The sequence below is a fragment of the Streptomyces sp. NPDC102467 genome, from assembly GCF_044765445.1.
Lineage (GTDB): Bacteria > Actinomycetota > Actinomycetes > Streptomycetales > Streptomycetaceae > Streptomyces.
On sequence record NZ_JBIWKA010000011.1, the window covers coordinates 270,410 to 293,160 of the forward strand.

At 70.6% G+C, this 22,751-nt stretch carries 13 protein-coding genes and 3 pseudogenes; 7 read left to right on the plus strand and 9 right to left on the minus strand.

Annotated features, from left to right (window positions below):
• The first annotated feature begins 35 nt into the window (after positions 1 to 35).
• Complete coding sequence (locus ACIREE_RS24345) at positions 36 to 3,926, plus strand: phage resistance protein (RefSeq protein ID WP_404155790.1); 3,891 nt, start codon at positions 36 to 38, stop codon at positions 3,924 to 3,926.
• Complete coding sequence (gene pglZ / locus ACIREE_RS24350; protein ID WP_404155793.1) at positions 3,923 to 6,817, plus strand: BREX-2 system phosphatase PglZ; 2,895 nt, start codon at positions 3,923 to 3,925, stop codon at positions 6,815 to 6,817. The genes ACIREE_RS24345 and pglZ overlap by 4 nt, the downstream gene beginning before the upstream one ends.
• Before the next feature lie 46 nt (positions 6,818 to 6,863).
• Here pglZ and ACIREE_RS24355 read toward each other — a convergent pair whose 3' ends face one another.
• Both ACIREE_RS24355 and ACIREE_RS24360 read right to left on the minus strand, forming a co-directional pair.
• Entirely contained in the window at positions 6,864 to 7,910 is a 1,047-nt protein-coding gene (locus tag ACIREE_RS24355) for a CBS domain-containing protein (RefSeq protein ID WP_404155796.1), read from the minus strand.
• On the minus strand, positions 7,907 to 9,724 hold the full coding sequence (locus tag ACIREE_RS24360; RefSeq protein WP_404155799.1) for a DUF262 domain-containing protein: 1,818 nt from the start codon (positions 9,722 to 9,724) through the stop codon (positions 7,907 to 7,909). The genes ACIREE_RS24355 and ACIREE_RS24360 overlap by 4 nt, the downstream gene beginning before the upstream one ends.
• Positions 9,725 to 9,844: 120 nt before the next feature.
• On the opposite strand from ACIREE_RS24360, the gene brxD reads away from it, so the two are divergent.
• Positions 9,845 to 11,194, plus strand: coding sequence for a BREX system ATP-binding protein BrxD (gene brxD, locus ACIREE_RS24365; protein ID WP_404155801.1), 1,350 nt, complete (start codon positions 9,845 to 9,847; stop codon positions 11,192 to 11,194).
• Entirely contained in the window at positions 11,194 to 13,392 is a 2,199-nt protein-coding gene (locus tag ACIREE_RS24370) for a DEAD/DEAH box helicase (protein WP_404155804.1), read from the plus strand. Before brxD ends, ACIREE_RS24370 begins: the two co-directional genes overlap by 1 nt.
• Before the next feature lie 237 nt (positions 13,393 to 13,629).
• Here ACIREE_RS24370 and ACIREE_RS24375 read toward each other — a convergent pair.
• The 3 genes and pseudogenes from ACIREE_RS24375 to ACIREE_RS24385 form a co-directional block, all read right to left on the minus strand.
• Positions 13,630 to 14,465: pseudogene (locus ACIREE_RS24375) on the minus strand (heme ABC transporter ATP-binding protein).
• Positions 14,462 to 15,472 (minus strand): FecCD family ABC transporter permease, encoded by a 1,011-nt coding sequence (locus ACIREE_RS24380; RefSeq protein WP_404156080.1) that lies wholly within the window; start codon positions 15,470 to 15,472, stop codon positions 14,462 to 14,464. Before ACIREE_RS24380 ends, ACIREE_RS24375 begins: the two are co-directional and overlap by 4 nt.
• Positions 15,473 to 15,548: 76 nt before the next feature.
• A complete protein-coding gene (locus tag ACIREE_RS24385) occupies positions 15,549 to 16,613 on the minus strand; it encodes a hemin ABC transporter substrate-binding protein (RefSeq protein ID WP_404155807.1) in 1,065 nt (354 codons plus the stop codon).
• Positions 16,614 to 16,723: 110 nt separating this feature from the next.
• Here ACIREE_RS24385 and ACIREE_RS24390 point away from each other — a divergent pair.
• Both ACIREE_RS24390 and ACIREE_RS24395 read left to right on the plus strand, forming a co-directional pair.
• A pseudogene (locus ACIREE_RS24390) lies at positions 16,724 to 18,126 on the plus strand (HtaA domain-containing protein).
• Positions 18,127 to 18,237: 111 nt separating this feature from the next.
• A pseudogene (locus ACIREE_RS24395) lies at positions 18,238 to 19,744 on the plus strand (HtaA domain-containing protein).
• Positions 19,745 to 19,777: 33 nt separating this feature from the next.
• On the opposite strand, the gene ACIREE_RS24400 reads toward ACIREE_RS24395, so the two are convergent.
• The 4 genes from ACIREE_RS24400 to ACIREE_RS24415 all read right to left on the minus strand — a co-directional run bounded on the left by ACIREE_RS24400 (position 19,778) and on the right by ACIREE_RS24415 (position 22,324).
• Positions 19,778 to 20,683: a glycosyltransferase family 2 protein gene (locus ACIREE_RS24400; RefSeq protein WP_404155810.1), complete on the minus strand. Its 906-nt coding sequence runs from the start codon at positions 20,681 to 20,683 to the stop codon at positions 19,778 to 19,780.
• A 68-nt stretch (positions 20,684 to 20,751) separates the two neighbouring features.
• A complete protein-coding gene (locus ACIREE_RS24405) occupies positions 20,752 to 21,339 on the minus strand; it encodes a GrpB family protein (protein WP_404155813.1) in 588 nt (195 codons plus the stop codon).
• A gap of 68 nt (positions 21,340 to 21,407) precedes the next feature.
• A complete protein-coding gene (locus ACIREE_RS24410) occupies positions 21,408 to 21,737 on the minus strand; it encodes a MazG-like family protein (RefSeq protein ID WP_404155816.1) in 330 nt (109 codons plus the stop codon).
• Positions 21,738 to 21,769: 32 nt separating this feature from the next.
• Positions 21,770 to 22,324 (minus strand): DoxX family protein, encoded by a 555-nt coding sequence (locus ACIREE_RS24415; protein ID WP_404155819.1) that lies wholly within the window; start codon positions 22,322 to 22,324, stop codon positions 21,770 to 21,772.
• A gap of 90 nt (positions 22,325 to 22,414) precedes the next feature.
• Between ACIREE_RS24415 and ACIREE_RS24420 the strand changes: the two genes are divergently transcribed.
• Positions 22,415 to 22,738 (plus strand): nuclear transport factor 2 family protein, encoded by a 324-nt coding sequence (locus ACIREE_RS24420; RefSeq protein WP_363191331.1) that lies wholly within the window; start codon positions 22,415 to 22,417, stop codon positions 22,736 to 22,738.
• Positions 22,739 to 22,751: the final 13 nt, after the last annotated feature.

Here is a 22,751-nt window from a genome sequence, read left to right on the forward strand (position 1 = left end):
TGGCGGAGGCCACCAGATGGAGAGCGTGACCGGTAATGGCCCAGCAGCCGCCCCTCCTCCGCGATGTCATCGACATCAAAGAGAAAGTCTCCACCTCGGACTTCGTGCTGTCCCTCGCCGAGGCGACGACCCCCGAGGGCGCCCAGCACGCGCTGAAGGACTATGTCGTCACCGAGCGGCTGCTGGAGAACTTCGACGAGGCGCTGGCGCTCATCAAGTCCTCGCTCGACGGGCACCGCTCCAAGGCGGCCTACCTGCACGGTTCATTCGGTTCCGGTAAGTCGCACTTCATGGCTGTGCTGTACGCGCTGCTCAGCGGCGACCCGGTCGGCCGTGCCCGTACCGAGTTCGACCCGGTGCTGACCAAGCACGAGTGGCTGACCACGGACGGCAAGAAGTTCCTGCTCGTGCCCTACCACATGCTCGGCGCGAAGGCCCTTGAGCAGCGGGTGCTCGGCGAGTACGTCACGCACGTCAAGAAGCTGCACCCGGACGCCCCGACCCCGCAGGTGTACCGGACCGACTCCCTCTTCGCCGACATCCGGGCCAACCGTTCCACCTACGGTGACGAGGCGGTCATCCGGGGCCTGGGCGGCGGCGACGCGGGTGAGGGTGAAACGGACGAGTGGGGTGAGGGCTTCGCCTGGACCCCACAGCTCCTCGACACTGCCCTCGCCGCCGAGGAGGACCACGAGGGGGGCACCCCGCTCGACCTCCGTAATCCCTCCACCCCGGCGGAGCTGCGCGCGAAGCTGGTCAACGACGCCGGTACCAACCTCTTCCCCGGCTTCGCCCAGAACGCCGCCGAGAACGAGCACGGCTTCATCTCCCTGGACGCCGGTCTCTCCGTCGTAGCCGAGCACGCCAAGTCGCTCGGCTACGACGGACTGATCCTGTTCCTGGACGAGTTGATCCTCTGGCTCGCGACCCTGATCCACGAGCAGAAGTTCGTGGCCCGCGAAGCCAGCAAGATCACGAACTTCGTGGAGGGCGGTGACGCCCGACGCGCCATCCCCGTCGTGTCGTTCATCGCCCGCCAGCGCGACCTGCGTGAACTCGTCGGCGAAGAGGTGTCCGGCGCGGCGGAAGCCTCCATCCAGGACACCCTGAACCTGGCTTCCGGCCGGTTCGACAAGATCACCCTGGAGGACCGCAACCTCCCGCAGATCGCGCACGCGCGCATCCTCAAGGCGAAGGACGCCGAGGCCGAACAGCTCGTCGACGCGGCCTTCGAGCAGACCAGGCGGGTCGGCACCCAGGTATGGGACACCCTCCTCGGCTCGGAGAAGGGCACGACCGGCGCGGACGCGGAGTCGTTCCGGCTGACGTACCCGTTCTCGCCGGCGTTCATGGACACCCTGGTTCACATCTCGTCCGCCTTGCAGCGCTCCCGTACCGGTCTGAAGCTGATGGGCGAACTCCTCGCCGACCATCGCAACGAGATCCGCCTCGGGCAGCTCATCCCCGTCGGCGACCTCTACCCGGTGATCGCGAAAGGCGGCGACAAGCCGTTCACCGACAGCCTGAAGGTCGTCTTCGAGGCCGCCGACAAGCTCTACAAGACCAAGCTCCGGCCCTACCTCCTCAGCTCGTACGACATCACCGAGGACGACGTCGAGCAGTACGTCAAGCGGCCCGAGACCATCACCGACCCGCAGCACCTCAACCGCTGCCGCCTGTTCGTCGGCGACAACCGGCTCGTGTGCACTCTGCTGCTGTCGGCGCTCGCGCCCAGCGTGCCCGCCCTGGCCGAGCTGACCATCCGACGGCTCGGCGCCCTCAACCATGGGTCGGTCCTCGCGCCCATCCCGGGCGCCGAGGTCGGCATCATCAAGAACAAGGTCGCCGAGTGGGCGGCCAGGTTCCCCGAGATCAAGGAGACCGGCACCGACGTCAACCCCGGCGTACGGCTTGAGCTGTCCGGTGTCGACGTCGACTCCGTCATCGCCAACGCCCAGGTCAACGACAACCCCGGCAACCGGGTCGCCCTCGCCCGGCGTCTGCTGTCCGGGGAACTGGGCGTCGAGCACGGGCAGTTGAGCGATCAGCTCGGCTTCGTGTGGCGCGGTACGTCCCGCACCGCCGAGATCGTGTTCGGCAACGTCGCCGACGAGGACGAGCTGCCCGATCACGACCTGGTGCCGCAGGAGGACGGGCGCTGGCGTATCGCGATCGACCTTCCCTTCGACGAGGGCGAATGGGGTCCGGTCGAGGACGTCAACCGCATCCGGCGGCTGCGCGAGCGCCAGCAGGGCGAGCGGTCCCTCGTCATCGCCTGGCTGCCTGCCCATCTGTCCGCGCAGCGCTTCGCCGACTTCCGGCGCCTCGTCGTCATCGACAAGGCCCTCGCCGACGAGCACCGCTTCGACACCCAGTACGCGGGCCACCTCAACGCCGACAACCGCAGCCGCGCCAAGGGCCTCCTCGAAACCCAGCGCGAGGCTCTGCTCAAGCAGGTCAAGGGCGCCTTCAAGCAGGCGTACGGGCTTGCCCAGAAGCAGGCCGCCGACGTCATTCCCGACTTCGACGACCACCTCGTCCCGCTGCCCGACGTGGACGACCTCACCCTGTCCTTCGGGCAGAGCCTGCACGACGGCATCCGGCACGTCGCGGGCAAGCTGCTCGCCCACCAGTACCCGGCGCACCCCGACCTCGACCCCGACGCCACCGGCACCGCCGTCAAGTCCCCCGACACCCGCAAGGTGTTCAGCCATGTACGGGCCGCAGCCGAGGCGCGTGACGGGCGGGTGGAGGTTCCGGCCACCGACCGCAAACTCATGCAGCGGATCGCGGGACCCCTGCGTCTCGGGCAGCAGAAGGAGGCGTACTTCGAGCTGTCCCGCTACTGGGCCGACCACTTCCGCCAACTCGCCAGCGCCCAGGGCGTCACCGGGGACCTGTCCCTGATCACCCTCACCGACTGGACGGACAAGCCCGATCCGCGCGGCCTGCCCGACTTCCTCGCACGGCTCGTCGTCGCCGCCTTCGCCGAGATGGACGACCGGGTGTGGGTGCGCGGCGGCAGCGTACTCGACCCCGCGCCCGAACTGTCCGCGATCAAGGACCATGACGCGCTGCGCAGCCAGCCGCTGCCCGCTGAGACGGACTGGGACACGGCACGGCAGCGCTTCGAGACGATCTTCGGCGAGAAGGCTCCCGCCCTGCGGCGCGGCCGGATGGTCAACCAGTTCGCCCGCCAGATCATTGAGGCCGCCCGCCCCCTCCGGGACCACGCGGCGGACCTGGTGCACCAGTTGGAGGCCCACACCTCCTTCCTCGGACTCGACCAGACCGCCGACACCGGACGGCTCGCCCTCGCCCGCCGTTCCCTGCAACTCCTCGACGCGCTCACGGCGGAGGCCGGCAGGGGTGCGTCCGGTGCGAAGAAGACCGTGGAGGTTCTCGCCTCCTTCGACCTGGGCGAGACCAGCGCCGACCGGTACGGCACCTCCATCAAGCAGGCCCGCAGCGTCGCGGAGGCCGTCGCCTCCGCGCCCTGGAGCACCCTCGAACTCGCCGCCGGACTCGGCCCCGAGGGCGCGGCCCTGCTCGAATCGCTGCGCAACATCGCCCGCGACGATCAGCGCACCGCCAACCTGCGTGACGCGCTCGCCCGCACGCAGCGCGAGGTCGTGGCCCTGCTGAAGCGCAGCCAGGCCACCGCCACCCCAACACCCCCTCCCGTCGCGCCGGAGCCCACGGCCGACGACCTGTCCCTGAACACCTCGACCAGCGACCCGCGCATCCCCTACGCCCCGCCGGGAGAGCCCGCACCGGCCTCCTCGGGCAGCGGCTCCGCCCGAACGACCGGTGGCCGCCGTACGACGGTGGCCCGCGCCGCTGCCGACCTCGAGGTTGAACTGTCCGAACTGGCCGCCCGCCACCCGGACGCGACCATTGAGATCACCTGGAAGGTCGTCGAATGACGGACACCGTCGCCGCCGCCCCAGGCGCCGTCCGGCTGAACACCGCGACCGTCACCCAGTACCTGTCCTCGCAGTCCTCCCTCGCCGCCTCTCTGACCGGAGACGGCGGGGGCAGGCGCAGGGTCGTGCTGCTGCGGTCCGCGCCCCAGTGGGACGGGCCCGCCGAACCCGCCTGGGGCGAGGGCCGGACGGCCGGCATCGCGGTGGCGCCCTCACCGCTCGCCGTCCACGAACTCGTCCTCGACCACCTGACGGGCCGGCGCCCGGGCCCCGCCGTCCTGGTCGTCCTCACCGACCGCGAACAGAACGAACTCGACCCGGCGATCACCGCACGCGTCCACAAGCAGCGCATCGACATGGTCGACAGCTGGGACGTCGTACGGGAGGCGTTCGGCGCCCGGCAGATCGACCCGCGTCTGAAGGACGCCAACTGGGCCGCCGAAGCCCTGCTCGACGCCACCCCGCCCGGCGGCTGGCCGCCCGTGCCCGGCGGCTGGCTGTCCCGGCAGTACGCTCTCACCGCGCTCGCCCGGCGCCGACTGCGCCTCGGCCGCTACGACACCGAGGGCGGCACGCGGGGCCTCGGCGAAGACCGGCTCGACGCGCAGACCCTGCTGCACTGGTCGACCCGGCCCGGAGCCCCCGAGCGGCTGCTGGGCCTGCGTGGTCCCGAGCACGCCGGGCTGACCACTTTCCTCAGCGAGGAGGACCAGGCCGGTCTCGCTGGCCACGCTCTGCTCGCTCTCGTCGACGCCGAACGCGGCGCGGACGCCGCCGCCTTCGGCCTCGTATGCGCGGCCCTGTGGCGGCACGCCGAGCCCGCTCCCGAGACGTACCAGGCCCGGGGCCGTGCCGAACGCTACTTCGGCGACCAGCCCCCGGCCGTCGGCGAACAACTCGACGCCCTGATAAGCGCCTTCGGCCGGTCCGCCGAGGAGTACGTAAGCGCGCTGCTGGCGGCCGGACACCGCGGCGGCGGCGCCGACCAGGCCCGCGAGGCGCGCCGCACCACCGGCATTGTGCTCGACCGGGCCGCAGCGCTGGCCCGTCAGTTCGGTGCGGCGGCGGCCGTCGCGGCGAGCCCCGTCCTGCGCGGCGGACTGGAAGCCCGGTTCACGGCCGTCGGCCAGGCCCTCGCGGCGGGCGACACGGCGGCGGTCGCGGCGGTCGTCCAACGGCTTGCCGACCACAGACTCGCCACCGATCCGGAGGATTCCGCCCGCGTCGAACGCGCCCGCATGGGGCAGCGCCTCGGCCGCTGGCTGGCCACCGACCCGTCCACTGACGCGCCCTCCGTCGGCGACTGCATACAGCGGCACATCGCCGAGACCGGCTGGGCCGACCTTGCCCTGGAGCACATCGAGGCCGGCGGCGACCCGGACTCCGTCCTCAAGGCCGCCTACGACACCCTTGGCGCGCGCGTCAGGGACCGACGGCGGCAGATCGACGCGTCCTTCGCGCGCTCGCTGGCCGGCTGGACACAGGACGGCACCCAGCCCGGCCGCATGCTCACCGTCGAGTCCTTCCTCGACCGGGTGGTCGGGCCCGTCGTCCGGCGCGGGGAGGAGCGGCGGGTGCTGTTGCTCGTGCTCGACGGCATGAGCGCGGCCATAGCGAACGAACTCGGCGAGGAACTACGCCGCTCCTGGGCGGAGTTCGACCCGCTGGCCCAGGAGGCCCCGCGTCGGCGGGCGATGGCCGCAGCCCTCCCCACCGTGACCTCCGTGTCCCGGACATCGCTCTTCGCGGGAACCCTGATGAAGGGCGCCCAGGCCGATGAGGAGAGGCTCTTCCCCGCGCTGAAGCTGTGGAGCGGGGCACCGGCCGCCGTCTTCCACAAGGACGACCTGCGCACCGAGACCGCGGGCGACATCTTCGGCCCGGCCCTCACTGAAGCGCTCGGCGACGGCAGGACCCATGTCGCCGTAGTCCTCAACGCCATCGACGACCGCCTTGCCAAGGAACAGAAACTCGGCGACGGAGCCTGGCGGGTCGACGACGTACCCGGCCTGCGCGAGCTGCTCAGGGTGGCGGCAACCCAGGGCATGGCGGTCGTCATCACCAGCGACCACGGTCACGTGGTCGACCGGCACGGAACGAAGGCCGACGCGGTCACCGAGCCCGCGTCCGCGAGGCACCGCGTGCCTGGCGACCCCTTGGCAGAACGGGAGATCGCCCTCTCCGGGCCGCGTGTGGTCTGGCCCGAGACAGGCGCGTCCATCGTCGCGCTCTGGGACGCGGACTCCCGCTACACCGCCCTCAAGGCCGGCTATCACGGCGGGGCCTCCCTGGCCGAGTTCACCATCCCGGTGCTGGCCTTCCTGCCGTTCGGGGCGGAACCGCCCAAGGGATGGCGAGAGTTGGGTGACCAGCGGCCGCCCTGGTGGGCTCCGGAGGAGGCGGGGAGGTCGGCATCGGACGAGCGTCCGGCGCAACCGGCAGTCGCGGCTCCGAAGAAGGGAACGGCGAAATCTCGTAAAAAGCAGCCCGAACCCGGGACGCTGCCCGACGCGCTCTTCGACGTGACGCTGACCGCCGGGGGAGACGGCGATGACGCCCTGCTCACGCCGGTCGTCGTCTCCCGGACCGAGGCGCTCGTGACGGCGCTGCTCGACTCGGAGACGTATCAGGGGCAACTCGACGGTCTGGCGCGCAAGCCTCAGCAGGAGCAGGTCCACAAGGCCCTCGCCGCCCTGCTCGACGCGGGCGGCACTCTGCCCGTGACCGCGCTCGCCCAGCGCGCGGGCATGCCCACCACTCGAGGTGACGGCTTCGCCGCGGTCCTGAGGCAACTTCTCAACTACGACGGCGTACAGGTACTTGAGACCTTGCCCGACGGGCGCACGCTACGGCTTCATGTGGCGCTGCTGCGCGAGCAGTTCGCCCTGTGAGCGGCTTAGCGGGCTGACGGCGTTCCCTGGTGCCCCACTCGCCGCCTCAGGCCACGAACGCCCGCAGCAGCTTCGCGAACGTCGTCAGCTCGTCGAGCAGTTCCCGCGGAAGTGGCTTCTCGTCGAAATGGGCGATCCGGTTGCGGATGTCCTTCACTCGCTTCAGACGGCCGATGAACTGTTCCCTGGGCATGCTGGGCCACTTCAGGGCTTCCCAGTTGACGTCGGCGCGTTCGGCCAGCGATGTCTTCGTCTGGTCGCCGTCGAGGAGCTTCAGATAGTCGCCGAACATGAGGTCGGAGATCTGGCCGGTGCGCTGCTCGGCCTTCTTGTTCGTCTGGACGGCCTTGATGGTCTCCTCGTCCAGCGCCGCGCCCAGGCAGCGGCGCAGCAGGGACTCGATCTCTCCGACGATGAAGAAGGGCCGCGCCGCGCCTTCGAAGCGGTCCGTGACGTCCGCGGCGGTGACCATGCCCGAGAGACAGCCGTCGTCGCCTCGGACCAGGAGATACCCGTGTTCGCGGATGAGCGGCAGGGCGGAGAAGAACTCCTGGCGGGTGTCGGTGACCGGGAAGGAGTCCTTCTCCATCGCGTTGTCCAGCGTCGGCTGCTTGCCCGCCTCGTACATCTTGGCGACGGACCCCCAGGTGACCACCCCGTGGATCTGCGCCATGCCGGTGGTCACCGGGACCTGTGCGACGCCCTCGGTACGCATCAGGAACGTGGTCTGCGGCAGGGGTGTACCGGGGCCGACGCACACCAGGCCGCGCCGCGCCGACGGGATGTCCCCGAGCAGCAGACGCTGCGGAAGGGCGGCCGAGGGCAGGGCCTCTTCTGTCTCGTCCTCCTCCGCGTCGGTAGGGGCGGCCTGCGCGGGGACGGACGTGAGCGCTACCACGTCGACGTTGCTGCGCTGACCGCAGACGGCGAAGTCCGGCAGAGTCGTCAGCCCGGCGTCCGTGAGCGCCTGCGAGATGCGGTGCACCGTCCGATGGTCGCGGACCCTGACCTGGAACAGATCGAGAATCTCCTGCACGGGGACGGTCCTGCCCTTGAGCATGGCGAGGTCCGGCCCGCTCGGTGTGGTCGTCATCGGGCGTCGCCCTCCGCGAGGTCACGGAGCATGGTTCTCTTGCCCATGGCGGAGTGCACGAGATCCTGCAACTGCTTGGAACGGTCGTTGTAGAACCGCACGTAGTCGTTGTCGCGGAGCGCTTCCGGATCGATGAGGTGGGTGGCGAGTACGTCGTCGAACCACTCGGGGCGCATGTCGGAGGCCGCGACCATGGTGGACAGGTAGGACGACGGTGCCCCGGTCATGTCCATCGCCGCGCGGTAGGACAGCGGGGTCTTGTTCACGATGGAGTTCGTGGGCAGGCCCTCACTGCTGCCGCGCCGGAACCAGGTCTTGGGGAAGATCTGCCGGACGTCCACGCTGTATTCGTCCAGCCTGCCCGGGCTGAGCGGGCTGTTCGTGTGGTGCCAGTCCACCGCTCCTTGCTTGATGAGCAGGGCGTAGATGCCCTTGTAGGCAGCGCTGTTGCGGGTGGTGAGGCTGTCGAGGCGGTCGGCGAAGAAGAAGGCGTCCGTGACGGTGTCGGGCGCCCGGTCGTTCCGCGCGATCCAGGGGATGAGCTGCTCGACGTCACGGGTGAAGCGGGTCTCGGTGGAGCCGCCGTACATCTCGCCGAGGACCCCGCACCAGAACCACTGCTCGGTCTTCTCCTCCGCTCCCAGGCCGTCCAGTGCAGTGTCGAGGATGGCGCGGACGGCCGCGAGCGGGACGAGCTGAGTCTTGTACGGGAGATCGCTCGGGCGGACGATGCACTGTCGCTCCAGGAAGTCGCCCATCCAGGCGAAGGCGTCCGCGACTTTCGGTGCCAGCCGGGCGAAGTCGGCCAGCGGCAGGTCCAGCAGGTCCCTGCGCTTGCACGACACCGTGGCCCTGGCGCCCGCCTGCTTCCGCTCCCAGGTGCGTACCAGGGCGATGGCCTGCAGGAAGTCGATGCTGCTGAGTCCGTTTTCGACACCGCCGTCCAGTCGGCCGAAGACCGGGTACTTCGCCGCCAGCCCCTGCTTGATCTCTCGCCACACTTCGGGGAGCTGGTAGTAGTCCCCGGTTTGGTCCACGTACTCGCGGTCCCCCGCGTAGGTCGCGGTGAGCAGTTCGAAGACGTTCAGGGGCACGCCGCCCGTGTTGACCCGCTCAAACACCGCGCAGACGGCGTCCATGGAGGTGGAGGAGGCCAGCCGGATCATAGGGACCTGGAAGGCACGGACCTGCTGAAGGACCGACTCGTCGAACTGCCCCCACAGGTCCCAGTTCCGGTCCTCGTCCGCCTTGATGTACGTCTTCTTCCACTGGTTCACGCGCTGGGCGTCGAAGACGAGGTGTAGAGGGAAGAGACCGGCCGCGCACTCGCCCTCCGTGGCGCTCAGATCCAGCACCACCGTGCGGTTGAAGTCGGTGCGGAGCACCTTGTCCGCCGGGACGGACAGGATGGCCTCGTCGCGATCCGCGGATGGGCCGACCGCCTTCGCGATGTCGACGTAGTACCACTGCTCGATGGGATTGCCACGGGCGTCTGCGGTCTTCACCGGGGCGTCCAACCACAAGGCCTGGAAAAGGGAGGTGAGGCGTTGCTGCCCGTCCAGCAGGAGGAGGTCCGCGGCCGGATCGCCGTCCGGGCACGCTCCGGTGAGCGTCCGGGAGCGGAAGCGGGTGGATCCGCCGGTCTGCAGCGTCATCACCACGCCGAGCGGATAGTCCAACGTCACTGTCGCGATAATGGCGCGGATCCGGTCGTCGTCCCACTTCCAGTTCCGCTGGAAGTCGGGCAACTGTAAGGAGCCCGACGCCACATCGGCGAGTACGTCCTTCAGCTTCACATTGTCGAGCGCCGCCACGTTCGTCCCTCTCCCCACCCTGACCTCTGTACGGAGAGTAATTTCAGCAGCGTATCCAGGTGACCGTCAATCGATTCAACAAAGTACGAGCGTGCCCGTGGAAATGGAAGACTGGTTGCTGTGAGCACCACCGGATCCCAGCGCCCCGCACAGGTGAGCGCCGCCCGCCGCCGTATCGTCATCGACGCGCTGCGGCGCGGTGCCGTACCCGACAGCGGACTCGACCTGCTGGCCACCGGACTCGGCCGGTTCGAAACGGCCCTGGACGCGGAACTGGACGCCGTGGCGTCCGGCGGCTCCGTGTTCAAGGCCGTGCGGGGTGAGTACGGGTCCGGCAAGACGTTCTTCACCCGCTGGCTGGGGGAGCGGGCCAAGCGCCGTAACTTCGCCGTGGCCGAGATCCAGGTCTCGGAGAACGAGACCCCGCTGCACCGACTTGAGACGGTCTACCGGCGGCTCACCGAACGGCTCACCACCTCCAGTTTCCCGCCCAGCGCCCTGCGGCCCGTGGTCGACGCCTGGTTCTACGCCCTGGAGGAGGACGCTCTCGCGGCCGGCGCGACCGAGGAGGAGCTTCCGAGCGAGGTGGAGAAGCTGCTCGTCGCACGGCTCGCCGAGGTCTCCCGGCATGCTCCGTCGTTCGCCACCGCTCTGCGCGGCTACCGTGCCGCCCTTGCGGATGGCGACGAGGCGACCGCTGCGGCCGTCCTGGCGTGGCTCGGTGGCCAGCCGCACGTCGCGGCCTCCGCCCGCCGGGCCGCCGGGGTACGCGGCGACCTCGACCACTTTGGTGCGCTCGGGTTCCTGCAGGGGCTCCTCACCGTGCTGCGCGACTCCGGGCACACCGGGTTGTTCGTCGTCCTCGACGAGGTGGAGACGCTGCAGCGCGTCCGGTCGGACGCCCGCGACAAGGCACTCAACGCGCTGCGGCAGCTCATCGACGAGGTGCACTCGGGCCGCTTCCCCGGTCTCTATCTGGTCATCACGGGCACCCCGGCCTTCTACGACGGTCAGCAGGGCGTGCAGCGGCTGGCCCCGCTCGCTCAGCGGCTGGCCACCGACTTCACCACCGACCCGCGCTTCGACAACCCTCGCGCCGTACAGATCAGGCTTCCCGGCTTCAACCAGGAGTCCTTGCTCGGACTCGGCCTCACCATCCGTGACCTGTATGCCGATGCGGCAGAAATGCCCGAGCGTGTGCGGAAGGTCGTCGACGACGCCTATGTCGCCGACCTCGCGGTGGCCGTCGGCGGGGCGTTGGGCGGGAAGGTCGGGGTGGCCCCCCGGCTGTTCCTGAAGAAACTCGTCGGGGACGTGCTCGACCGCGTGGACCAGTTCGACGACTTCGACCCTCGGCAGCACTACCGGCTCACCGTCGCTGGCGGCGAACTCACCGACGTCGAGCGGAACCTGGCCGCCACGGTTTCTGGGGGCTCCGCGTCGGCCGATGACATCGACCTGGAGCTGTGATGGAGGAAGCGGGACTCCCGGCCGGGAAGGACCCGGGTGACAAGGACGTCGACGTACTGGACCGACTCGACCCCGTCGTCCTCCACCACATCGTCAACACCCTCGGCTGGCCCGATCTGCGCCCCCTGCAGCGGGAAGCGATCACGCCGCTCATGCAGGGGCAGGACGCCGTACTGCTGGCTCCGACGGCAGGAGGCAAGACCGAGGCGTCCTGCTTCCCCCTTCTGTCGGCGATGACCGAGCAGAAGTGGACCGGCACATCCGTGCTGTACCTGTGTCCGCTCAAGGCGCTCCTCAACAATCTGGTCGGCCGCGTCGACACGTACGCCCAGTGGCTGGGGCGACGGGCCGCGCTCTGGCACGGCGACACCAAGGAATCGCAACGGCAGCGCATCCGGGCCGAGGCGCCGGACATCCTGCTGACCACGCCCGAGTCGCTCGAAGCGATGCTGATCGGCGTCAAGACCGACCACGTCCGCCTGTTGGGGAGTGTGCGGGCCGTCGTCATCGACGAAGTGCACGCGTTCGCAGGGGACGACCGGGGTTGGCACCTGCTCGCCGTGCTCGAACGGTTGGAGCGGGTCACCGGACGGCCCATCCAGCGCGTCGGGCTCTCGGCGACCGTCGGCAACCCGGCCGAGTTGCTGCGCTGGCTGCAAGGTGCGGGCGTCGGCAGCCGCACCGGTCAGGTGGTCGCCCCTGGAGTGCACCTGCCGACCACCGACGGCAGCGGACACGGCGACAGAGCCAGTGCCGAGCCGTCCAGCAGGCCTGCGGGCGAAGTGGAACTCGACTACGTCGGCTCCCTCGACAACGCGGCCAAACTCATCGCGGCACTGCACAAGGGCGAGAAGCGGCTCGTGTTCTGCGACTCGCGCCGCCAGGTGGAGGAGTTGGGCGCGGCGCTCCGCGCGCGCGAGGTGACGGTCTTCCTGTCCCACGCCTCGCTCTCTATCGATGAACGCACCCGTTCCGAGCAGGCGTTCGCCGATGCACGCGATTGCGTCATCGTCTCCACGTCAACCCTCGAACTCGGCATCGACGTCGGCGACCTGGACCGCGTCATCCAGATCGACTCACCGGCCTCCGTAGCCTCGTTCCTGCAACGCATCGGACGCACAGGGCGGCGGTCCGGGACGGTACGGAACTGTCTGTTCCTCACCACCCGCAAGGACTCACTGCTGCAGGCGGCGGGTTTGTTGCTGCTGTGGTCGCGGGGCTGGGTGGAACCGGTCGTCCCCCCGCCAGAACCGCGTCACCTGGTGGCCCAGCAACTGCTGGCCGTCACCCTGCAACAGCACAAACTCGGCGACCAGTTGTGGGACCGGCAGTGGAACGGTCTCGCCCCGTTCGACAAGTCGGCCGCCCCCATCCTGCGCTTCCTCACCGAGGAGGGCTTCCTCGAAAGCGACGGCGGGATGCTCTTCGTCGGCCCGGAGGCGGAACGCCGCTTCGGCAAAAAGCACTTCATCGAACTCACCGCCTCCTTTACCGCACCCCCGCAGTTCACCGTCCTGTCCGGACGCACGGAGATCGGCCGCACCGACCCGAGCGTGCTCACGGAGGTACGCCCTGGCCCCAGGAGGTTGCTGCTCGGCGGACGCAGCTGGCAGGTCACGTACATCGACTGGCTGCGTAAACGCGTCTTCGTCCAGCCGGCCGACGGCGGAGGGATCGCCAAGTGGATGAACGGCGGTGTCGCCGGACTGTCGTTCGCCCTGACGCGTGCCATGCGCGAGGTGCTGCTGGGCGCGGCCCCGCCGGTCTCCCTCACTCGGCGTGCGGAGGCCTGCCTGACCGAACAGCGCGAAACTGACGCACCCGACACCGCGCACCCGGACGGTACGCTGATTACGCGCGTCGGCTCCGACGTTCGTTGGTGGACCTGGGCGGGTTACCGCGCCAACGCCACTCTGGCGGCCACCCTCCAGTCGGTCACCGACCCGCTGCAACGACCCACCGACAGCTGGCTGCGCCTGCGAGAGAATATTGGCCCGACAGACTGGCTTGCAGCTCGTAAGGACGTCGGCGGGATCCTCGTTCTGCCCGAAGTGGACCCCCGGGCCGTACGCGGCCTGAAATTCTCCGCCGCCCTCCCGGAACGGATCGCTGAGGCCACGGTGGCGGCCCGTTTGGCCGACTTCGAGAGCGCCCGCTCGGTGCTCGGTGAGACGGCGCTCTTTAATTACGGCGGCTGAGTCGGAAAAGCCGCTGGCCCCTTCGGACGGACGCCAGCTATCCGGCATCTTCGATGTGTTTCGAATGGGCCGTTTGATTCCAATCGCGACGAAGCCCCCTCCGGACCGCAGGCCTTTTCTGTACGTTTCCTCGGGTCATTGAGTCGTGGGCATGCTCTCCGGCGTACAGCCCGACTCGTCTGCCCCTTTCATTTCCCGGCGAGCTGCGGCCGGTCTCCGGTCGGCCTCAGGGGTTCCTCAAGTGCGGACCGGTACCACCAGCGGCGCTCCCGACCCCGGATGCGCCAGTACCTCGACCGGGTGCTGGTAGACCTCGCTGAGCAGCGCCGCCTCGAAGACCTCGGCCGGGGGCCGTCCGCCGTGACGCGGCCGGCGTGGAGGATCGCCGTGCGGTCCGCGTGGGCCGCGGCCAGGCCCAGGTCGTGCAGGACGACGACGACTGCGTCACCGGCCGCGGCCCGTTCCCGGCAGAGGCGCAGGACCAGTTCCTGGTGGCGCAGGTCCAGGGCCGCCGTCGGCTCGTCGAGAAGCAGGAGCCGGGTCGACTGGGCCAGGATGCGGGCCAGTGCCACCCGGGCGCGTTCGCCGCCGGAGAGTGCCGAGAAGGGGCGGCCCGCGAAGCGTTCCGTCTCCGTCGCCCGTAGCGCCGCCGCGACCGCCGCGTCGTCCTGGTCCTCGTACGGAGTGCCCGCCCAGGGGGCCCGGCCCATGCGGACCACTTCCTCCACCGTGAAGGGGAACGAGAGAGCCGCCGACAGGGGCAACAGGGCTCGGCGCAGGGCCAGTTCGGGCGCGGCCCAGGATGCGGCCGGGCGGTCGCCGATGTGCACTTCACCGGCGGCAGGCGGCAGGTCCGCCGCGATCGCTGCCAACAGGATTGATTTCCCTGCCCCGTTGGGGCCGACCAGTGCCAGCACCTCGCCCGCGTGGACCGTCAGGTCGACGCCGGACAGGACCTCGCGGGAGCCCAGGTTCACGTGCAGGGCGCGGGCCTCGGCGATCGTGTCGCCGGGGTTGTGGCGAGGCGGCAGCGCCCTCGGCCGTCGTATGCGGGTCGTCCAGGACGGCGTCATGCCCAGCCTCCTTGCTTGCGGCGGGTGCGGCGCAGCAGCCAGAAGAAGAACGGGCTGCCGGTCAGGGCGGTCAGGATGCCGATGGGGAGTTCGGCGGGCGCCGCGACCGTACGGGCGGCCAGGTCGGCCCCTACCAGGACGACCGCGCCGCCGAGCGCGCTGCCGGGGACGAGGAAACGGTGTCCTGGACCCGCGAGCATCCGCAGCAGGTGCGGGATCACCAGGCCCACGAAGCCGATCACCCCGGAGACCGCCACCGCCGCCGCCGTGAGGAGCGCGATGACGAGGATGAGGGTGACCCGGAGTCTTTCGACGTCCACGCCCAGGTGGCGGGCCGGGCGTTCGCCGAGGGAGAGGAGGTCCAACTTGCGGGAGTGGAAGGGGGCGAGCAGGAGGCCGAGCGCCGCGCAGGGCAGCACCGCGAGCACCTTCGGCCAGGTCGCCTGCGCCAGCGAGCCGAGCTGCCAGAACGTGATCTGGTTGACGGCGGCCGTGTCGGCGTAGGAGAGGAACAGGCCGATCAGGGCGCCCGCGAGGGCGTTCACGGCGATGCCCGTGAGGATCAGGGTGACGACCTCCGTGCGGCCGCCCGAGCGGGACATGGCGTAGACGATCAGCACCGTCGCGAGGCCCGAGACGAACGCACAGACCGTGATCGTCCACGTACCGAAGAAATCGAGGCCGAGCGCGATGCAGGCGACCGCGCCGACCGCCGCGCCGGACGAGATGCCGATGACACTCGGCTCGGCAAGGGGGTTGCCGAAGACGCCCTGCATCAGCGCGCCCGCGCAGCCCAGCGAGGCGCCGACGAGGAGGGCGAGGACGACACGGGGCAGGCGCACGTTCCACAGGACCGATTCGCCGACCCGGTCGAGCGCCGACCCGCCGAGACCGATGCGGTGTTGGACCGAGGAGAGCACGTCGCCCGGCGCGATGTCGTACGCGCCGACGCCCGCCGAGAGCAGCGCCAGTAGGATGAGCGCCGCGGCGAGGAGCACCGTCAACAGCCAGTATCTGCTGTGCGGTTGACGGGCAGGAGCCTGGTGCGGGGAGGTCGTGGGCGGGGTCGCGGTCGCCGTCACGTCACGCACCGCCCTTGCCGTAGAGCTGGTCCACGATCGACCGCAGCACCTGGTCGGTGCGCGGCCCGTAGTTGAGCAGCACGCCGTCCTCGACGGAGACGACCCGGCGGTCGACGCCCGCCGGTGTCTCGGCCACGCCGGGGATCTTCACCAGTCCTTCGATGCCGCAGACGGAGTCGAGGCCCTTCGTCATGACGAGGATCGCGTCGGGCGCGGCCTTGGCGAGTGCCTCGCTGGTGATGGCCCGGAAGTCGCTCCTCAGGCCGGACGCCGCGCCCGCGTCGATCGCTCCCGCGGCCGCGAGCAGCGACGTGGCGCCGGACTTCGCGCCGCCGATGAGATAGACGGAGGCCGAGCCGCGCACGTAGAGGAAGGCGACGCGCGGCTTCGCCCCCTTTGTCGACTTCGCCGCACGGGGGATCTTCTTCTGCACGGCGGCGATCCGCTGTTCGCTGCGCCGCGTCAACTCCCGCCCGGCGGCGGGGACTCCGAGCGTCTCCGCGACCGCCTGGATGCGGGTGCCCACGTCGTCGAGGCCCTGGGCCGGGTCCAGTACGACCACGGGGATTCCCGCGTCGCGTATCTGCTGCATCGCCTCGTCGGGCCCGGTCGTCCGCTCGGCGAGCACCAGGTCCGGCTCGAGCGAGAGCACGCTCTCCGCGGACACGTCGTGGTTGCGGGTGACGACCGGCAGCTTCTTCGCCTGGTCGAACGTGGCCGTGATGTCGCGGGCGACCACCTCCTTGCCGAGCCCGAGCGTGAACACGATCTCGCTGAGGCTGCCGGAGAGCGGCACGATCCGGTCGGCCTTGCGCACCGTCACCTTGTGGCCGTCCGCCGAGGTGACCGTGGTCGGCAGCTTCGGGTGGGGGACCGGGGTGAGCGGTTCGAGACGGTTCGCCGTCGCGGCCGCCTTCGCTCCGGCCTTGGCTCCGGCGCTCGTGGTGGCCGTCGTGGTGCCGCCGCCTCCGCAGGCGGTGGCGATCAGCGCGAGGGCCAGTGCGCATACGGAGATCAGCGCGCCCGTCCGTCGGGGGGTGCGTGAGGGGGCGGCTGGCGTCGGCACGCGGACACCGTCCTGTCGTGGTGGGAGGGGCTGTTGACAGAGGCGATCGTGGTTTAGGTTAGCCTTACCTAAGTCGTCAGGGTCTGGTGACGCACACCGGAGGAACCCCCATGCCCCGACGCGCCCGGATACGAGTCCTCGCCGTCGCCCTGTTCACCGCGCTGCTCGGAGCACCTGCTCCCGGTCGCCGGCGCGCACGCCGCGGCCCGCGCCGTACAGGGCGGCCGACTGGACTGGGGCGTGAAATCGTCGTTCCAGAGCTACATCACCGGGCCCATCGCCAAGGGGAGTTACTCCCTGACGGGCGGCGCGGCGACCGTGGGCGCGAGCCAGTTCCGCTTCCACTCGGCGACTGGCACGTACGACGGCTCGACGGGAGCCTTCACCTCCTCCTTCTCCGGCGGCGTGCACTTCGTCGGGCACAAGAAGAGCGACGGCACCGACGAACTCGACATGACCATCAGCCGTCCCACCGTCCGCATCGCGGGCGGCAGCGGGACGTTGTACGTCGATGTCGTGAGCAGGGCGAAGGGCACAGGGGCGGTCACGTCGTCCCGCCAGGTGCCCTTCGCCACGCTCGCCCTCGGCGGGATCACCATGAAGGGCGACGGAAACGCTGTCACGCTCAACAACCTTCCCGCCACCCCTCACTTCGCAGGGCGCCACGTCCTTCGCCGGGTACTACACGGCCGGGACCGCGCTCGACCCGGTGAGCCTGTCCGCGGACGTCGCGCCGCAGCAGGTGACCGCGAAGCCGTCGGAGTCCGCTTCGAAGAAGGCCCGGAAGAAGACCGAGGCCGCTGAGAAGGATTCCGGGAAGCTCCGGGACGGCGCCGTCGACTGGGGTGTGCGCCGCACCTTCCGCGAGTACGTCACCGGGGACATCGCCCAGGGCGAATGGAAACTCGGCGACGGGGCGCAGGACGGCGGCGCGCTGTTCCGCTTCCCCGAGGGCGAGGGCTCGTACGACGAGAAGAAGCAGACCCTGGACGGTGAGTTCGCCGGATCCGTGCGGTTTACCGGCGAGCACGGGCTCGACCTGACGCTCGCGCATCCGGCCGTCGCCGACGGCAAGGGCACGCTGCGCACCGATGTGACCAGCGGCAAGAAGACCACGAAGGGCACCGCGCTCGTCACCTTCACCGTGAAGTCCCTCGCCGCGAAGGACGGTCTCGTGCGGGTCGAGGAGGCACCGGCCGTGCTGACCGCCGCGGGTGCTACTGCGTTCGGCGGCATGTATCAGAAGGGGGCCGCGATGGATCCGGTGTCCTTGGCGGTCGCCCTCGACGCGGATGCGGTGTTGCCCGCTCTGCCGGATCTCGGCAGCTCGGGGTCCGATCGTTCGGCGTCGCCGAGCCCGAGCGCGGGTTCGACCAACTCCGTTGCCCAGAACGGTGGTTCAGGACTCCCGGGGAGCGCGGTCGCCGGGATCGCCGGCGGGGGCGTCGTGCTTGTCGCCGGAGTCGTTCTCGTTGTCGTTCGCATGCGTAAGCGGGGTCCGGCCGACGGCTAGGCGTCTGCCCTTGTGCGTTTCGTTGCCGGGTGCCGCCTTCTCGTGGTTGCTCGCGCAGTTCCTCGCGCCCCTAAAGGGGCGCCGCCCCCTAACAATGCTGCAGGAGAGAACATGTCCCTCGTCAGACACTCCATAGCCCTCGCCGCCGCCACCGCCGTCGCGCTCGGGGCGGGAGCCGTCGCTCTGCCCGCGTTAGCCGCCGAGCAGGCTCCCGCCATCGAGCTGAAGAACGGCACGCTCGACTGGGGTGTGAAGGAGTCGTTCCGGAAGTACGTCACGGGGGTCGCCGCCGAGTCGATCGAGGCGACCGACGGGGCGACGCAGGCCGCGGACAACGGCGCGTTCACCTTCACCGGCGGCACAGGAACGTACGACACGGCGACCCTACGGCACCGACACCGCCTTCAAGGGCGCCGTCCGGTTCGCCTCCGCGGCCCACGGGTTCGACATCAGGATCAGTGACGTGCAGGTCGTCACCTCGGGCACGACCGGGCACATCGACGCCGACGTCTCCCTCAACGGCACCGTGCAGGACGACATCGAGTTCGCCACGCTCGACCTGTCCGCCGTGCGGCCGGGGCAGGGCGCGGGCGGCGCGATGACCTTCAAGGACATCCCGACGACGCTGACCGCCGACGGTGCCAAGGCGTTCAACGGCATGTACGCGGCGGGCACCGCCCTCGACCCGGCGACGCTGGCGGTGACCGCCGCCACCTCGTCGCCGGACCCGGACCCGTCGACGACGCCCGCCACCCCGCCCGGCACGGAGAAGCCGACCGCGACCCCCACCGGTGAGCCGACCGCCACCGCCTCGACGACGCCGAAGCCTGCCGCCGCACCGTCCGGGCAGGCCGCCACCGGCGAGATCGCCGACGGCAACCTGGACTGGGGCGTCAAGGAGTCCTTCCGTACGTACATCACGGGCCCCATCGCGAAGGGCAAGGTCGAACTGACCGGCGGCGCCGCGAAGAACGGCTCCGTGTACCGCTTCGGCGACGCGAGCGGCAGCTACGACGCCGACGCCAAGTTCCTCGACGCGAAGTTCGCGGGCAAGGTCCGCTTCCTCGGTCACGAGGAGGGCGGGACCTTCGCCCTCGACCTGCACTTCAGCGATCTGCACGTGACGGCGAAGGGGAGCAGCGGCACGCTCGTCGCCGACGTGTCCAGCAAGGACCAGGAGAGCGGCAAGGTCACGACGTACGCCGATCTGACCGTGGCCACCCTCAAGGGCGGCTCCGGTGACCTGACCGCGAAGAACGACGTCGTCGAGCTCGACGACGCCGCGGCCACCCTCACCGCCGACGGCGCCAAGGCGTTCGGCGGGTTCTATCAGGCCGGTGGCGCGCTCGACCCGGTGGCCGTGGCCGTCTCCCTCGACGAGACCGCCACGCTCCCCTCGGGCGGCGGCTCCGAAGGCGGTACGTCCGGCGGCAGTTCGGGCGCCGCGGGCACCACCGGTTCCACCGGCACCGGCTCGACCACCGGCGGCACCGGCTCCCTCGTCTCGACCGACGCCGACGTCCCGGCGGGCCCGCTCGCCGCTGCCGCCGCGCTGGTCGTCGCCGCGGGCGCGGGCACCGTGTTCGCCGTGCGCAGGCGGCGCCCGCAGGAAGGCTGAATGTCTGTCCCCGCCCCTGGTTCCGGCCGTCCGTCAGATCAGTGGCGGGCGGCCGAGCCGCGTCATGCGCCACACGGTGCGCCAGCGCATGGGGCGCCGTTCACCGGCCGGGGCGCGCAGGCCCTCCATGAAGCCGCCCGCCCAGGCGCGCAGGCCGCCGTACGAGCGGGTGCGCAGCAGGGTCAGCAGCGTCCAGGTCCCCAGGTACAGCGGGATCAGCGGGACCGGGAGGCGGCGGCGGGCCAGCCAGACGCGGTTGCGGGCGGTCATCCGGTAGTAGACCGCGTGCCGCGCCGGGGACGTCTTCGGGTGCTGGAGCAGCAGCGACGGTTCGTAGAGGACCTTCCAGCCGGCGTCGAGCGCGCGCCAGGCGAGGTCCGTCTCCTCGTGCGTGAAGAAGAAGTCGGCGGGCCAGTCGCCGGTCTCGGCCAGCATGTCCATCGAGAAGGCGTGGCCGCCGCCGAGGAACGCGGTCACCAGGCCGCGCCGCATCGGGTCCTTCGCGCGCAGCCGCGGCACGTGGCGGCGCTGCGTCTCGCCGAGCTCGTCGGCGATGCGGAAACCGACGATGCCCAGGCCCGGATCGGACGCGTACAGGTTCTGGATCGTGGAGAAGACGTCGGCGTCGACGAGCAGACCGTCGTCGTCGAGCTCGACCGCCACGTCCACGTCACCGAACGCGCGCAGCCGGGCCAGCGCCACGTTCCGGCCGCCGGGGCAGCCGAGGTTGTCGTCGAGTTCGACGTTGGTGACCTCGAAGGGCAGGCCGGTGAACGCGGGCAGCGGTGTGCCGTTGCCGATCATGACGACGCGGGCCGGTGGCGCGTCCTGCTTGGCCACCGACTCCAGCAGCGCGTTCACGTCGTCGGGGCGGTTGCCCATGGTGACGATGGCCACGCCCAAGCGGGGGAGTTCGGTGGTTCGGCGCCTGTCTGTCATGGCGGCGATGGTAGTCGTTCACCTGTAGGGCGCTCGCAAGGGTGGTGGCAGGGGCGCGGGGAGGGGCGTCAGAGGTGCGGGCGCCAGCCCGTCCGCGCGGCCCACTGCTCGGCGACGACGCCGATGACGTCGACGACCGGGTCCTTCACGTCCGCGTACGTGCCCGTGTCCGCGACGGCCTGGGCGAGGACGTACTTGAAGCGGCCGTACGCGGGAACCGCTTCCGGCGTGGCGCGCAGCCAGTCGCGGAACAGCAGAGCGAGCCGCTCGTTCGGTGAACCGGCCCTGCGCACATGGAGGTTGACCGGCGTCGCGTCCTCGGTGCGCCGCGACCAGTAGCGCTTGGCCCAGTCGGCGGGATCCTCGTCGCCCTCGCGCCCGGCGGGGACGTGGTCGCGCAGGTACGGCGCCCGGACGAATCCCAGCGCGGCCAGCGGCGCCTCGAACGCGGCCGCGGCGTCGTCCAGATCGGCGACGCTCACCTGCACGTCGTAGATGGCCTTGGCGGCCATGCCCGGCACGGACGTCGACCCGATGTGTTCGACGTACAGTGCCAAGGGGCCTATTGCGGCTCCGAGTTGAGCGCAGAGCGCGGCTCCCTGGGCAGCCCACGCGGGGTCGTGCGGCGCGACGACGGGCTTCTCGTGCTCGGGCATCAGACCTTCTCCAGCGGCGGTGCGGCTCGGTGTGCGGATGTACGCGAATGGTGCAGCTGGATTCCGGTTCAGCCCCCGAGCGAGCGCTCCGCCACCTTCGTCACGTGCGCGGACAGCGCCCCGCGCACGTCCGGGGTCAGTGTGCCGAGCGCGACCAGAGCCGTGACGACCACGTCGCACAGCTCCGACTCGACGTCCTGCCAGGTGTGGCTGAACCCCTTGCGGGGGTTGTGGCCGACGGCGCCTATGACCGCCTGCGCCACCTCGCCCACCTCCTCCGACAGCTTCAACATCCGCAGAAGGAGGTCCTCTTGGGCAGATCCCTGTCGGCTCGAGTCCAGCCAGGCGCGCAGCCGGTCGATGGTCGTCCACAGCTCGTCGTCATCGCACGTAGTCACAGGAGCCGAGCCTATGACCCGGCCGCCGGGGGCTACTCGCCGGTGTCCGCCTCCTGCACCCGCTTGGTGCGCGAGCCGACCACCGCCAGGGTCGCCGCCGCGGCCCCGACGAGCGCCGCGGGCACCATCCAGTGCCGGTCGAGAACGTGGCCGAGCGCGTGGTCGAGGGAGTAGCGGCCGGCGCCGGTCACCGCGAGGCCCGCCGCGACGAAGCCGAGGAAGGCCGGGTACTCGTAGCCGCCGTTCATCGCGAAGAATCCGTTCGGCGCGTGCACGGCCGCCGCGCCCGCCATGGTCCCGGCCGCGGCCGCGCCGCCCAGGGGAGTGGCGAGGCCGAGGGCGAGGAGCGCCCCGCCGCCCGCCTCGCCGAGCCCGGCCGCGAGGGCGCTCGCCTTCGCGGGGGCATAGCCCATGGCGTCCATGGCGGCGGCCGTCCCGGACACACCACCCCCGCCGAACCAGCCGAGCAGCTTCTGGGCGCCGTGCGCCGCGAGGACACCTCCGGTGCCCACGCGCAGCACGAGGAGGCCCAGGTCGCGTCGGTGGAGGCAGGAGGTACGGGAGCTACGGAAAGGGGTACAGGTCATGTCTCCACCGTCCGGCAGACGTGGCTCGCGCACCTCGTGCGCGGGCCCATTCGGGTGGCGGGCGTGCGGCCGCGGTGCAAGCCTGGGCGCATGCCCATCCAGACCGCAAAGCTCAGCGACCCGGCCGTCCGCGCCTTCGTCTCGGCGCTGAACGCGCACGACCAGGAAGCCTTCCGGGCCGTGCTCGCGCCCGGCGCGACCATGGCCGACGACGGGTCCGACCGGGACCTCGCCGACTGGACGGCCCGCGAGATCTTCGACTCGAACGGTCACATGGAGGTCGAGAAGGAGACCGCGGAGGGCCGCTCCCTCGTCGCCCGCTACCGCAACGACACCTGGGGTGAGATGCGCACCAAGTGGACGTTCGACGTGGCGGGCGGCAAGGTCACCCGGTTCGAGACCGGCCAGGCCTGAACACCCGCTTCCA